This is a genomic window from Amycolatopsis thermophila, from assembly GCF_030814215.1.
Lineage (GTDB): Bacteria > Actinomycetota > Actinomycetes > Mycobacteriales > Pseudonocardiaceae > Amycolatopsis_E > Amycolatopsis_E thermophila.
Genome location: NZ_JAUSUT010000001.1, coordinates 3,004,914 through 3,018,627, shown reverse-complemented (window position 1 = coordinate 3,018,627; position 13,714 = coordinate 3,004,914). Strand labels below are relative to the sequence as shown.

The 13,714-nt window shown below is 71.2% G+C and carries 15 protein-coding genes; 9 read left to right on the top strand and 6 right to left on the bottom strand.

Annotation, left to right across the window (positions count from 1 at the left end):
- Positions 1-8 precede the first annotated feature (8 nt).
- The 3 genes from FB470_RS15020 to FB470_RS15010 form a co-directional block, all read right to left on the bottom strand.
- Entirely contained in the window at positions 9-821 is an 813-nt protein-coding gene (locus FB470_RS15020; RefSeq protein ID WP_306992109.1) for an LLM class flavin-dependent oxidoreductase, read from the bottom strand.
- Positions 822-939: 118 nt separating this feature from the next.
- Entirely contained in the window at positions 940-1,626 is a 687-nt protein-coding gene (locus FB470_RS15015) for a metal-dependent transcriptional regulator (protein WP_306992107.1), read from the bottom strand.
- A 42-nt stretch (positions 1,627-1,668) separates the two neighbouring features.
- Entirely contained in the window at positions 1,669-2,112 is a 444-nt protein-coding gene (locus tag FB470_RS15010; RefSeq protein ID WP_306992105.1) for a GNAT family N-acetyltransferase, read from the bottom strand.
- A 102-nt stretch (positions 2,113-2,214) separates the two neighbouring features.
- Here FB470_RS15010 and FB470_RS15005 point away from each other — a divergent pair, with 102 nt between their 5' ends.
- The 8 genes from FB470_RS15005 to FB470_RS14970 all read left to right on the top strand — a co-directional run bounded on the left by FB470_RS15005 (position 2,215) and on the right by FB470_RS14970 (position 9,700).
- Positions 2,215-2,619 (top strand): hypothetical protein, encoded by a 405-nt coding sequence (locus tag FB470_RS15005; RefSeq protein ID WP_306992103.1) that lies wholly within the window; start codon positions 2,215-2,217, stop codon positions 2,617-2,619.
- A 26-nt stretch (positions 2,620-2,645) separates the two neighbouring features.
- Complete coding sequence (locus FB470_RS15000) at positions 2,646-3,248, top strand: DUF3558 family protein (RefSeq protein ID WP_306992102.1); 603 nt, start codon at positions 2,646-2,648, stop codon at positions 3,246-3,248.
- Entirely contained in the window at positions 3,248-4,537 is a 1,290-nt protein-coding gene (locus FB470_RS14995; RefSeq protein ID WP_306992100.1) for a hypothetical protein, read from the top strand. Before FB470_RS15000 ends, FB470_RS14995 begins: the two co-directional genes overlap by 1 nt.
- 3 nt (positions 4,538-4,540) lie before the next feature.
- Positions 4,541-5,287: an ESX secretion-associated protein EspG gene (locus tag FB470_RS14990; protein WP_306992098.1), complete on the top strand. Its 747-nt coding sequence runs from the start codon at positions 4,541-4,543 to the stop codon at positions 5,285-5,287.
- A gap of 1,174 nt (positions 5,288-6,461) precedes the next feature.
- Entirely contained in the window at positions 6,462-7,169 is a 708-nt protein-coding gene (locus FB470_RS14985) for an enoyl-CoA hydratase/isomerase family protein (RefSeq protein ID WP_306992097.1), read from the top strand.
- Positions 7,166-8,695 (top strand): AMP-binding protein, encoded by a 1,530-nt coding sequence (locus FB470_RS14980; protein WP_306992095.1) that lies wholly within the window; start codon positions 7,166-7,168, stop codon positions 8,693-8,695. Before FB470_RS14985 ends, FB470_RS14980 begins: the two co-directional genes overlap by 4 nt.
- Positions 8,686-9,327, top strand: a complete 642-nt coding sequence (locus FB470_RS14975) for a TetR/AcrR family transcriptional regulator (RefSeq protein ID WP_306992094.1) — start codon at positions 8,686-8,688, stop codon at positions 9,325-9,327. Before FB470_RS14980 ends, FB470_RS14975 begins: the two co-directional genes overlap by 10 nt.
- Positions 9,328-9,370: 43 nt before the next feature.
- A complete protein-coding gene (locus FB470_RS14970) occupies positions 9,371-9,700 on the top strand; it encodes a hypothetical protein (RefSeq protein WP_306992093.1) in 330 nt (109 codons plus the stop codon).
- A 67-nt stretch (positions 9,701-9,767) separates the two neighbouring features.
- Here the strand turns inward: FB470_RS14970 and FB470_RS14965 are convergent, their stop codons facing one another.
- Together FB470_RS14965 and FB470_RS14960 are read right to left on the bottom strand one after the other, a co-directional pair.
- Entirely contained in the window at positions 9,768-10,937 is a 1,170-nt protein-coding gene (locus FB470_RS14965; protein WP_306992091.1) for an acyl-CoA dehydrogenase family protein, read from the bottom strand.
- A 50-nt stretch (positions 10,938-10,987) separates the two neighbouring features.
- On the bottom strand, positions 10,988-11,815 hold the full coding sequence (locus FB470_RS14960) for an alpha/beta fold hydrolase (protein ID WP_306992090.1): 828 nt from the start codon (positions 11,813-11,815) through the stop codon (positions 10,988-10,990).
- A gap of 67 nt (positions 11,816-11,882) precedes the next feature.
- Here FB470_RS14960 and FB470_RS14955 point away from each other — a divergent pair, with 67 nt between their 5' ends.
- Positions 11,883-12,584 (top strand): 4'-phosphopantetheinyl transferase family protein, encoded by a 702-nt coding sequence (locus FB470_RS14955; protein WP_306992087.1) that lies wholly within the window; start codon positions 11,883-11,885, stop codon positions 12,582-12,584.
- On the opposite strand, the gene FB470_RS14950 is transcribed toward FB470_RS14955, so the two are convergent.
- Positions 12,565-13,692, bottom strand: coding sequence for an isochorismate synthase (locus tag FB470_RS14950; RefSeq protein WP_306992085.1), 1,128 nt, complete (start codon positions 13,690-13,692; stop codon positions 12,565-12,567). The genes FB470_RS14955 and FB470_RS14950 overlap by 20 nt on opposite strands.
- Between the last annotated feature and the right edge of the window lie 22 nt (positions 13,693-13,714).

Sequence of the window (13,714 nt, the reverse complement as noted above, 5' to 3'; positions counted from 1 at the left end):
ACGTGGCGTCAGCGGCCCTTGAGCAGTTCCACGACCCGGGCGAACCGGTCGGCGTAACCGGAGTTGATGGTGATGTAGGAGATCCCCAGGGTCTCCCGCCGGCGCAGGAGCGTGTCGGCCGCCTGCTGCGGTGTGCCGGGCAGGACGCTGACCGAGCCGCCCGCGGCCAGCTCGGCGACGGTCGTGCCGATGTACTTCTCCAGCCACGGGGCCGGTTCGTCGCCGACGGCGAGGAGGTTCATCGCCAGTTCGACGTCACGGTCCCCGGCGGCTTCGCGGACGGGCCGGACCATGTCGCGGGCCTCGTCCTCGGTGGCGCGGGGCCACCAGGCCATGGTGACGATGTCGGCTTCGCGCCCGGCGAGGGCCATCATCTTCGGGCCGCCCGCGGCGAGGAGGAGCTTCGGGCGGTCGGCGTGCGTCTTGAGGTGGTCGACGGTGTCGCTGATCTGCGCGAACCGTTCGCCCGGGGTGCCGAACTCGATGCCGAGGCGGGCGAGCGGCCCGGCGGCGTCCGGCCGCCCGGTGCCGAGCCCCAGTTCGAACCGTCCGCCGGTGATCTTGTGCAGGCTTTCCGCCTGCCAGGCCAGGAGGCGCTTGTCGCGGAGCTTGCTGACGGCGACGAACGTGCCGACGTGCAGGGTGGTGGTGGCCGCGGCGGCCGCCGACAGGAGGGTGAAGGGGTCGAGGCCGGCCTGCGGGTCTGGCGAGAGGAACGTGTCATAACCGAGCCCCTCGGTGTGACGCGCGAGGCCGGTCCAGTCTTCGAGGGTGCCCGCCGGACCGGCGACGACGCCGAAGCGGAATGGTTTGTCAGTCATGGGGAAATGGTGCCGGTGCGACGACGGTCACCGCGTCCGCCGGATGTCGACTCTCCCGCCTACGTCGAGGAGCGCACCGTCGCTCGGCGGTGACCTCCCCGTGCCACCCACCGCGGCGTCAGAACACGGCGACGCTCAACGCCTGCGCGATCTCCTTGCCCAGCGCGTGCGTGACCGCCCCGGGCCCGGACCCCACCTTCACCACCAGCGACCCGCCGAACGGCTGCCGCTCCACCACCTCGATCCGCTCCCCCAGGGCGATCGCGTGGTCGGCCAGGTACCGCAGCATGTCCGGGTCGGTGTCCCACACCCGCACGATCTGCCCCACCGCACCGGGCTCCATCTCATCGAGCAGGCGCGTCGGCACCTCCTCGACGCTGCCGTCGGCCGCCGGGATGGGGTCGCCGTGCGGGTCGCGGACGGGGTTGCCGAGCTTGGCCGCGATGCGCTCGACGAGCCGGTCGGAGACCGCGTGCTCGAGCGCGTCGGCCTCGGCGTGCACCTCGTCCCAGGTGTAGCCGAGTTCCTGGACCAGGTAGGTCTCGATGAGCCGGTGCCGCCGCAGCACGCCGCGCGCGAGGAGCCTGCCGTCGGGGGTCAGTTCGATGCCCCGGTACGGAACGTGCTCGACGAGCCCCTGCTGGGCGAGCTTGGTGACCATGCCCGACGCCGACGAGGGGCTCACCTCGAGGCGCCCGGCCAGTGTCGTGTTGGTGACGGCCTCACCGCGCTCGACCAGGCCGTAGATGACCCGGATGTAGTCCTCGATCGACGAGGAGGATGAGCGGTGCGGACTGTCAGGCATGCGGATAACTCTACGTGCGCTCGCGGCGTGAGTCAGCCTTGCCTAACTCGTCGGTGACCAGCGGTAGCGGATCCATCCGGGCACCGGCTGAGCGCCGAGTTGACCGTAGAACGCGGCGGCGCGGTCGTTGCCTTCCTGCATGTCCCACTCGATGCGCCCGTCGGTGCGCGCGCGCAACGCGGTGAGCAGTTCGTTGCCGAGCCCGTGGCGGCGGTACCGGGGGCGGATGTAGAGGTCGTCCAGCCAGATGCCCGGGCGGCCCTCCCAGGTGGAGAAGTTCCACGAGCAGAACGCCATCCCGGCGACGACGGGTTCACCCGGCGGCTCCGCGATGAGCACCCAGGCCTTGGGCTCCGGGCCGAAGAGGTGTTTGGTCATCTCGGCGCGGTCCAGGGTGAGGGTGTCGTTGCCCTCGAATCGGGCGTGCTCCTCGATGAGCGAGCAGATCTCCTGGGCGTCCGCGACCTCGGCTTCACGTACCGGCATGAGCCCATGCTAAGCGGCGATCTCCGCCAACCGGACGCCAAGCATGATCCAGACGCGCTAGGCTCTCCTTGAACTGCGTTCCGCACAGGGGGTAGGGAACAGATGACCGAGGGCAACAGGGCGACCCCGATCGGCCCCACGGTGGGCGCCGGGCTGAGCTCCGTGGGCGGCGCGGGGTACCGCTTCGACCCCGAGCAGATCGAGGCGCTGATCCCCAAGTGGGAGGAACTGCGCGACGGGCTCGACGACGACCAGCTGCAACTGCAGATGGCGGCCCAGGTCACCGCCGCCCCGTCCGCGGACGCGCCGGCACAGAACAACGCGCGCCAGATCAGTGCATCGATTCGGGCGGCCATCGAACACAACGCGAATCTGCGTAACTACGCTCAGCTCTGGATCGACACACTCAGGAAGGCGAACGGCACCTACCGAGAGCAGGACGACACAGCCTTGAAGGGGCTGTACGGCGCCCCTGACACTCCCGACGGCAGCGGGCTCTACCAGTAGGGGAACAAGTGCGCAAGATCAGGACCTTGACCGGCACGCTCCTGATGAGCACCGCAGTGCTCACAGTCGCCGCCTGCTCGAATGGCGGAGCGACCGGCACGTTTCCAGGCAGCAGCTCCGCTTCGGCTCGCTCCGCGTCGACGGGGGAACGCGCGCCGGCCGTGCCGGCCCCACTCGATCCCGGCAACCTCGTCGATCACCCCTGCGCGAGCCTCACGGCCGAGCAGAGCGACCAGCTCGGCATCGGAGGACAGGGCACCGAACAGAACGTGGGAATCGGCACGATCAAGACTTGCGACTGGAAGTTCGGCGCCAATCTCGAATGGAAGATTCAAGTCGCATACGCGATTCCGGACACAAAAAACGGCATCCAGAACGTCTACGACCAGGATGCGGCCGGCACGTTCGACGGCGGCTACTTCGAACCCACTTCGGTCGACGGATACCCCGGAGTCTTCAACGGCATGGCCGACACGCGTCCACAGGGCCGGTGTGACCTCAGCGTCGGGATCAACGACGAGATGCTGCTGACAGTCGCCGTCACCGGGCAGGCGGACAAGGACAACTGCAAGGCCACGACGAACGTTGCTCAACGGATCATCTCGACGATCAAAACAGGGGAGCGTTGATGACCGGCGCCGTATTGGGCTCGACCGCATCGCTCAGCGGGATGACGGCCCAGCAGATTTACGAGAACTTCCAGAATGCGACAGGGCCGGGCGGCCTTCAGCAGGCGCAGAACAACCTGCAGAAGGTCATGAAGAAGTACGAGGTCCGCAGTCGGCAGATAAGCTCGCTGTCCGGGATGATGCAGGAAGGCTGGACCGGTGGCGCCGCCGACGCCGCCTCGCGAAGTGTCCGCAACCTTGCCGCGTCCCACGCCGATGCGGCCACCGCCATGGGCACGGCGAGCAGTCTCATCGAGAACCAGTGCCAAGCCTTCTTCGACACGAAGAACCGGGTCGTCCCGGTTCCCGAAATTCCACAGACTCCGCCGGCGCTCAAGGATCTGATCGGAGACTCCCACGGCGGCTGGAGCCAGATGGCCAAGGTCGCCGCGGCCAACGCGGCCGCCAAGCAGAACACCGAGGCCATGCAGACGTGGTCCGTCACCTCCGGTGACAATGGCTCGAAGATGCCCACCACCTACGGCACCCTCGACGCAGGCGTTCTCGGCGTGTCGCAGGGCTCGGCACCGCCCGGGCCCGATGTGGGCAGCCGGGCCACCGGCGGCGGGCCTGACCTCGGGGGCGCTGGGGGTGCCTCCCGAGGCGGCGGCGCGGTCACTGGGGGGACCTCGTCGTTGTCGGGTGGCCTGCCCTACCAGGCGCCGGCCGGTCAGGTGCCCGCCGACGGGCGCACCGTGGCGTCGGATGCTGCTTGGACGCCGCCGGCCGGTGCGAGTGGGTACGGCCCGAACGTGCCCCAGCAGGGCGGCCCCGGCGGCGCTTACGGGGCACCCGGCCCGTACGGCGTGCCCGGCGGCTACGGGAACAACACCGGCTATCGCGGCGCGACTCCGAGCGGCGGACGCTCGGCCGCGGGGCGCTTCGGTGCCGGCGGTGGCTCGTACGGTCGCGGCGGCTCGATCGGGAGCGGCGCGGGCGGCGCTCGTGGGTTTGGACCCGGTGGCAGCGGCGGCAACCCCCTCAGCGAGGGCAAGCGCTTCGGTGCCGGGAACTCCGCGGCGGGCGAGTCGTTCGCCCGTGGCGGGGCGGCGGGCCGGCCCGGGTCGGCCGGGAGCCCGGGCGGCGTGGGCGCCGGAGGCGGCAACCGTGGCAAGGGCGAAGACGACGCCGAGCACCAGCGGAAGTACATTGTGGACGAGGATGAGCACTTCCAGCTCACCGCGGAGGGCGAGAAGGCCGTCGACCCGATCACGGGCATGACGGTGTCGCCACCGGTTCTGGGTCAGTAAGCCATGTGGCTCGCCGAACCGGAACGGTTCCAGGTCGACCTCCTCGCGGCCATGGTCGCCAGGGTCACCGGCACCGAACTGCACATCGCGCTCGCCCCGCAGGCCGTGTGGCGCCCCGACCAGGCGCAGGCCGCGTTCAACCGCGCCGCCGACGCCGCCCTCGCGCGCTACCAGGTGCCCACCCGCGACGAGCCGACCTTCGCCGACGTCGCGCGCCTGCTCAGCACCCCGGACGAGGCGCGTTTCGGTTGGGTGTCGGATACCACGACCGGCGTCAACCTGGCCACCCTCGTCGCCGCGAATGCGCACTTCGGGGTCGTCGCGGTGCGGCAGGACCAGGAGGTCGCGCTGCGCATGTTCCGGCGTGACCGTCTGAGCCAGGTGCTCGCGGACGTTCTGCCGAAGGACGTCCGGAAGTCGCCCGAACCGTCGCTGACCGTCCTGCGGAGCGAGGTCCGCGGCGCCCGCCAGGCGGAGCTGAACGGCACCCGCCCGAGCCGGGCCGTCCAGCGCGCCGACTACCTCGCCTCGCTCGAGCCGTACCTCATCGCGGAGCTGCACGCGGAAGTGCGGGACCACAGCGGGCAGCCGCGGCACGCCCGCTTCCCGCTGCGGGTGTACGACAACGCCGAAGGCCGCTGGACCATCCTGACCAAACCCCACTACGACGACCAGCTGCTGCACTTCGCGCCCGCCAGCACAGCCGACGTCGCCGACCGCCTGGACGAACTGCGCCGCGAACTCACCTGACCGGCGGTGGTCGGACACTCGCGGATGGGACTTTCGCAATGCCACGAGCGGCTCTGTCGCGTGCAGAACCCGGGCGTTGCGACGGTTGGTCCTGTCGTGAGAGATCCGCTGGGAACGTCATCGCCGGGCGGGTGGCCCTCTCGTGGGTCGACGAAAGGTCCGCTCGTGAAGCCGTGAGTGGACCGTTCGCGCAGCGCCGGCGGTTGATGCATCGACGGAACCGATGGCTCTCTGGGTAGGTGGGTGAGCCACTGCACTGGAGGACGAGTGGTCCATTCATTTGTGAGGCAGCGGCGCCTTCGCCGGCCACCGGAAGGGCCACCCGTGAAGGCGCGAAGGGACCGTTCATGCGGCGGCCGGTCCGTGGGCGGGCGAGACACGGATACGTGCTCATCCACCCTCCACGGAGACGCTCGTGTGCGGCCGGATGACCCGTTCGCGACAGCACGAGTGGGAGGTTCGTGCGGCGCCCGGCTCGGGTGACGGACGTGCCTTGGGAACATGGCCAGCCGCGGGCGAGTGGCTGGACTGAGACGAGCCGCAGGCGAGGGCCTGGACTGAGACGAGCGGCAGGCCGAGGCCGACGGCTCGGTGCGCCTTCGTCCGGCCCACGGCGAGGCCGCGCCGATCGGCCGCCGCGCACCTTCGCACTGTCCACGGCAAAGGAGAGCCGAGCCTCCCCCCGGCCGGCACGCGCCTCCGCCTATCCACGGCTACCGAGCAGCGAGGCCGAGCCTTCCGGCCGGGCGCGCGCCTTCGCAATGTCCGCGGCACGGCGAGCCTCCCCGAGCCAGCGCGCCTTCACGCTGTCCACGGCAAGGCGAGTGGCAAGGCCCAGCCCGCACTCGCGCGCGTGGCCAGGTCCGGCACACCCTGGGACGAGCGGCAACCGCCAATCCACCGCAGAGCGAGCGGCAAGCCCAGCCCGCGTGGCTGGGTCCGGCACACCCCGAGACGAGCGGGAAGGCCCAGCCCGCCGCGGTGCGAATGGCTCGGTCCAGAACCCCCGAGACGAGCGGCAAAACCCAACCCACCACCGAGCGAGCGGCAAGGCCCACCCCCGCCGCCCCGAGCGGCACAACCCAACCCAGCGCAGAGCAGCACAACCCACCGAACCGACAGGGCGCCCGCCGCACCTATCCAACCGATCGATCGATCGATTACCCTCCCCCTCATGACCTCGGTGGAACTCGAGTTCGTCGATGACGTCGCCTGCCTCTGGCTCAACCGGCCGGCCCGGCTCAACGCCGTCGCGCCTGCGCTGGTCGATGAGTTGCTCTCCGCGCTGGACCGGGTACCGGACAGCCGCGCGGTGGTGCTCGCGGGGCGGGGGCGCGCCTTCTGCGCCGGCCACGACCTCAAGGACACCCCGGCCGGCGACTCCCGCGCCCGCATCGAGCGCCTCCAGGACGTCACGCGCCGCCTGCGGGCGCTTCCCCAGCCCGTCATCGCGGCGGTACACGGGTACGCCATCGGCGCGGGGGCGGAGTTCGCACTCGGGTGTGACCTCGTCCTCGCCGCGGAGGACGCCGTCTTCGCGTTCCCCGAGGCCGGCCTCGGGCTGAGCGTGACCGGCGCGGCATCCCGCCTGCTGCCCCTCCTCGTCGGACCGCTCAAGGCCAAGGAACTCCTCCTGCTGGGCGACCGCATCGACGCGCACCGCGCCCTCGAACTCGGCCTGGTCAACGCCGTCGTCCCCGATGTGCACCGCACGGCGCTCGACTGGGCCCGCCGCATCCCCGCCCACCCGGCGACCACCCTGGCCAAACGCGCGCTGGACGCCGGCATCGACAGCGCCCTCGAGCAGGCCCTCGAACTCGAGGTGAGCCACGCCCTGATCACCGAGCACCTGCCGGACAACGCCCTCGGCAGCCGCGCATGAACGCCGCCCGCCACACCCCCGAGACGCCTCCCGGCACGATCCCCGACGACCTCGTCGCCCTCGTGCGGCGCGCTGCCGGGAACTGGCCGGACAAAACCGCCTGGCTCTTCGACCAGACCGGCACCCGCCTGACCTTCACCGACATCGACCGCGAAACCGACCGCCTCGCGGGCGGCCTCGCGCAACTCGGGGCGCGGCCCGGTGACCGCGTCGCCGTCATGCTGCGCAACGAACCCGCCTTCCCGCTGCTCTGGCTCGCCCTCGCGAAGCTCGGTGCGGTCCTCGTGCCCGTCAACACCAACTACCGCGAACTCGACGGCGGCCACGTCCTGCGCCACTCGGGCGCCCGCTTCGCCGTCGCCGCGCCCGAGTTCACCGGCCTCCTCCGCAGCACGGGCCTCGAACGAGTCCTCACCCCGGACGAACTCCCCGCCGGCGACCCACCGGACCACCGAGCGGTGAGCGAAGCGCCGACCAACATCCAGTACACCTCCGGCACCACCGGCGCCCCCAAGGGCTGCGTCCTCCCGCACCGCTACTGGACCACGCTCGCCCGCAGCCTCGTCGACGACTTCCCGTCCCTCACCGAGCGGGACACCATCCTCACCGCCCAGCCGTTCCACTACATCGATCCACAGTGGAACGTCGCGGCGGGACTGGCGGCCGGCGCCACCCTCGTCGTCCTCGACCGGTTCCACCCCAGCACCTTCTGGGCCAAGGTCCGCGAACACGGGGTCACCTGGTTCTACTGCCTCGGCCTCATGCCCACGCTCCTGCTGCGCCAGCCCAGGCACGACGACGACCGCCGGCACCGCGTCCGCTCGGTCATGGCCTCCGCGATCCCCCGCGACCTGCACGCCGACCTGGAACACCGCTGGGGCGTGCCGTGGTACGAGGCGTTCGGCATGACCGAGACCGGCGGCGACATCCGCGACCGACCCGGCGACCACCGTCCGGGCAGCGGCCGCATCGGCCGCCCCATCCGGGAGCGGGAGGTGATGATCGCCGACGAGACCGGCCGGCCGCTGCCCCGCGGCGAAACCGGCGAACTGCTCATCCGCGGCGTCGGCCTCATGCACGGCTACCACGACGACCCCGAGGCCACCGCCCGCGCGTTCGCGGGCGGCTGGTTCCACACCGGCGACCTGGCCACAATGGACACCGAGGGCCGCGTCCACTACGTGGGACGCACGAAGGACATGATCCGCCGCAGCGGCGAAAACATCTCCGCCGACGAGGTCGAGCGCGCCCTCCTGCTGCACCCAGCCGTGGAACTCGCGGCGGTGATCGCCGTCCCGGACGACCTGCGCGGCGAAGAGGTCAAGGCCTTCATCGTCCCGGCCCGGGAGACGACCCCGGACGAGCTGGCCCGGTTCTGCGCCACCCAGCTCGCCTACTTCAAGGTCCCCCGCTACTGGGCCTTCGCCGACGACCTGCCCCGCACGCCCTCCGAACGCATCGCCAAGGGAAAGCTCGCCGAGCACGACGCACCGACCTACGACCGGGCGGCCGGCACATGGCTCTGACCACCGAGCAACGGGTCCGCCGCGCCGCGGTCAAACTGTTCGCCGCCAAGGGGTTCCACGGCACCGGCATCCGGGACCTGGCCCAGGCCGCGAAGATCTCGAGCGCGAGCCTCTACCACTACATGGGCACGAAGGAGGACCTGCTCGTCGAGATCATGCGCGAGTGCCTCGACCGGCTCCTGCTGGCCGCCCGCGAGACGCTCGCCGACCTCGACGACCCGCCGGGCCGCCTGTCCGCGCTGGTCACCCTGCACGTGATGGCCCACGCCGCGCAGCCGGACGAGACCCGGGTGGTGGACAACGAGGTCGCCGCCCTGTCCCGCGCCGCGCGACGGCGGGTCGTCGGCCTGCGGGACGAGTACGAGGCCATCTGGGCCGGCATCCTCGACGAGGGGGTCGCGGCCGGCGTGTTCGACGCGCCCGAACCGGCCGTGACCAGGCTCGCCCTGCTGGAGATGTGCACCGGCGTCGCCCGGTGGTATTCGCCACGTGGTCCACTGCCGCTGGACCGCCTCGCCGCCCGATATGCCCAGCTCGCGCTGCGGATGCTGGGCAGCCCGGCGCCGGACGGCGACACCGCCGCCGGACGGGCCCGCGAGGTCGCCACCCGGGTGTGGCGCATACGGCCCTAGCTGGGGTCTTGCCGACTCGGCCGGGCTGAGGGACCCTCGAAGGGTGACTGAGCGAACGATCCAACTGGAATTGGACGAGTCGGGTCTCGCACTGGGACTCCCGGCTCCGTCTCACCCTCAGGATCATGTACACGATGTGCCCTACCGCCCCGTCCAGTTCCGTGACGACGACCTGCCGACCGCACTCGAGCGGTGCGCGAAGTGGTTGAAGTCGGCACAGGAATGGCTGGGCGAGCCGGTGGATGTGGTCTCCATCCACCTCGACTACGACGACCGCGAAGGCGCGCCGTACTACGACCTGAAGCTCCTCTGCAACGAGGAGGACCTGGCCGGGGCGCCGCGCGCACTGCGGGACGCCGCGAACAAATCCTGAAACACCTGTCGGAATACCTCAGGGCCGCCTCCGGAAGGGTTTCCGGGGGCGGCCCTGAGGGTTGTGTTCAGCCCAGCGCGCCGCTGATCTTGACGTGCCCCTTCAGCAGGTTGCGGGCGATCGTGCGCCGCTGGATCTCGTCGGTGCCCTCGTAGATGCGCAGCAGCCGCAGTTCGCGGTACCAGCGCTCGATCGGCAGCTCCCGGGTGTAACCCATGCCACCGTGGATCTGCAGCACGCGGTCGACGATCTCGTTGGCCTTCTGCCCGCCGTACAGCTTCGCGATCGACTGCGCGTGCCGGGAGTCCATTCCGGAATCCACCTGCCACGCGGCGTGCAGCACGAGCCACCGCAGGGCTTCCAGCTCGACACCGGAGTCCGCGATCATCCACTGGATCGCCTGCCGGGTCGCGATCGGCGCCCCGAACGTCTCCCGCGTGTTGGCGTGCTCGATCGCCATCGAGATGAGCCGTTCACAGGACCCGATGGCGCGGGCCGGGAGCAGGTAGCGGCCGCGGCCGATCCACTGCATCGCCAGCTCGAAACCGCGGCCCTCCTCGCCGAGGATCTGGCTCGCCGGGACGCGCACGTTCTCGAAGACCAGGGACGCCGGCCCCCATTCGCCCATCGTGTCGATCGGCTCGGACTTCCAGCCCATGTCCCGGTCGACGAGGAAGCAGGTCACCCCGCCGTTGGCGCCCTTCTCCGGGTCGGTGACCGCGAACACCATCACGAAGTCGGCCTCGTTGCCGCCGGTGATGAAGGTCTTCTCGCCGTTGATGATCCAGTCCGCCCCGTCCTTGCGGGCGGAGGTGCGGATGTTCTTGGCGTCGGAGCCGGCGCCCGGCTCGGTGATCGCGAAGCACGACTTGCGCTCGCCCGCGATCGTCGGCAGCAGGTACCGCTCCTTCTGCTCGTCGTTCGCGTGGAACAGGATGTTGTCGGCGGCGCCGCCGAAGCGGAACGGCACGAACGTGCGGCCCAGCTCGGCCTCGAGGAGGGCGGTCATGACGGCCGACAGCCCCATCCCGCCGTACTCCTCCGGGGTCTGCACACCCCAGAAACCGGACTCCTTGGCCTTGAGCTGCAGCGCGGTCAGCTCGTCCGAGGTCAGACCCGGTTCGTTGCGGCGCTCGCGGCGCAGCACCTCCTGTTCGAGCGGCATCAGCTCGCGCTGGACGAACGTGCGCACCCAGTCGCGCACTTCCCGCTCTTCGGTGCTCAAGCTGAAGTCCATCCTCGGCCCTCCTACTAAGCGCTTGCTTAGCTCAAGGCTAGCGCACGCGGTCAGCGACCGGAATGCCGTTCGGTCAGGAACGCGCGCAGTTCGGCCGTGACCTGCTCCGGCCGTTCCACCGGCGGGAGGTGCCCGGCGTCCGGCAGGTCCACCCGTCGTGCTCCGCGGATACCCCCGCTGAGCAGGTCGGACACCCGCTGGATCTCGGACACGTCGCGACAGCCGTTGATCACCAGGGTGGGTGCGGCGACCTCACCCAGGCGGTGCACCGGCGCCGGCTCCAAATGACGTTCGGTGCGCTGCGGCCCGGTCCAGGTGCGCCGGAAGACGCCGCGAAGCATGTCCAGGACCAGCTCGCCGGGCTCCGGCACGAGGAACCGCGCCTGGGCGCGCGCCATCGCCTCCACGTCGGCCGGGTCGGGCTCCCGGGTGCGAGCGGCGTAGGCGCGCAACCGCTCGGCCGGGACCGCGCTGTGCACCTCACGGGCCGCGCGCTCGCGCATCGACTCCGGCCACTCGTGGCCGGACAGCCCGGAGCAGATCAGCACCAGCGCGGCGACCCGCTCCGGCGCGGCGAGCGCGGCCTCGATCGAGTACGACCCGCCCATCGAGCACCCGACCAGGGCCGCGCGATCCACGTCGAGGGCGTCCAGCAACCCCAGCAGGTCGCGGTAGTGGTGGTGGTCGCCGGGCGCGTCCCCCGACTCGCCGAACCCGCGCTGGTCGTAGCGGATCACCCGGAACCCGTCCGCGAGGGCCGCGAACTGGTGGTTCCACAGGCGCCGGTCCGCCGCGCCGGCGTGCACGAACACCACGGCGGGTCCCGCGCCCGCCTCGTCGTAGGCGAGGTCGACCCCGTTCACTCGAATCTCGGTCACGGCGTCGACGGTAGGGACGAGATCCACTCCTCGCGGCCCGGTTCGCGGACAGCGTACGTTTGACACCGTGATCGAGTGCTCGGTGTGGTGGGCGACCCCGTTGCCGAACGACCCCCGGTACCTCGCCCTGCTGGACGACGTCGAACGCGGCCGGCACCAGGCCTACCGGCAGGAGATCGACCGGCGGCGGTTCCTCACCGGGCGGGTGCTCGCCAAGACCGTGGCCGGTGAGCTGCTCGGACGCGCACCCGGCGACGTCGCGTTCGACGCGACCTGCGACGACTGCGGCAAGCCGCACGGCAGGCCGCGGGTGCCCGACGCCGGGTTCGAGCTGTCCATCTCGCACTCCGGTGAACGGATCGGGGTGGCGGTGACCCGCGGCGTTCCGGTCGGGCTGGACGTCGAGACCGCCACCCGCCAGGCGGACGACTCGCTCATCGCCTACGCCCTGAACGAGACCGAGCGGCAGGCGCTGGACGGCCTGTCCGGCACCGAGCGGTCCGCTGCCTTCTTCCGGTACTGGTGCGGCAAGGAAGCCCTGATGAAGGCCACCGGGCGCGGGCTGAAGATCCCGCTGCGGAGCATCACGCTCGCCGGTCCGGACGAGCCGCCGCGCCTGGTCGCCTCGGGTGATCCGGAGCTCCACCCCGCGCACACCCGGCTGGCCGATCTCGACCCCGGCGAGGGCTACCGGGCGGCGATCGCCGTCCTGGCCGGTGACGACCTCGAGGTCAGCGAGCGCTGGTGGACTACAGGTCCAACCCCATAGCCCGCAGCAGCGTCTGGAACTTGGCCGACGTCTCGTCCAGCTCGGCCTTCGGATCGGACGCGGGCACGATCCCGCCGCCCGCGTACAGCCGCAGCCGCGACTCGGACACCTCGGCACAGCGGATCGACACGGCCCACTCGCCGTCGCCCTGGGCGTCCATCCAGCCGACCGTCCCGGCGTAGTAACCGCGGTCGAACGGCTCCAGCTCGCCGACCAGCTGCCGCGCCTCCTCGGTGGGCGACCCGCAGATCGCCGGGGTCGGGTGCAGGGCTCCGGCCAGGTGCAGCGCGGTGACGTCCGGATCGACCAGCTCACCGGTCACCATCGTGCTCAGGTGCCACATCGTCGGCGTCGACACCAGCGACGGGCTGCTCGGCACGTGCAGGTTGCGGCAGAACGGCCGCAGCGTCTCCACGATCGCCTCGCTCAGCACCGCGTGCTCGACGTGGTCCTTGCGGGAGGACGCGAGCCGCTCGGCGTTCTCCCGATCGGTGACCGGGTCCGCGGACCGGGGAGCCGACCCGGCGTGCGGGTGCGACACGACGCGGCGGCCGCTGCGGGACAGCAGCAGCTCCGGTGTCGCCCCGATCAGCGACCGGTCACCGGGCAGCGCGGCGGCGAAGGTGTAGCCGTGGGGGTTGTCCTTGACCAGGTTGTGCAGCACCGACCGGACCGGCACGCCGGCCGGGAACTCCAGGTCCAGGGCGCGGGCCAGCACGACCTTGCGCAGCCCCCGATCCGGCAGGGCCCGCACGGCACGGGCGACCGCTTCGACGTGCCCGACCGGCTCCGGCACGGCACGCACGGCCGCCGGGCCGTCGATGGTCAACCGCGGCAGACCGGCCGCGGCGGGATGCGCCGGGCCCGTGACCTGCACGGTTTCGGGCACCACGAGGTACCCGGGGGTCGCGGTGGTGTCGAAGGGCAGAACACCGACCGCGAGCGACCCCGGGTTCCCGGCCAGCGCGGCCGGGACCTCGTCACTGAGCGCCGACACGTCGGTGTCGGTGAACGTCAGCCGGGAGCCGGATCCGAAGATCGTGTGCCGTGATGTGGCGAACCAGAAGTCGCCGGGCGTGTAGTCCTCGATCAGCTCTGCGGCATCCACACCCCCATTGTGCGCCCGCTCA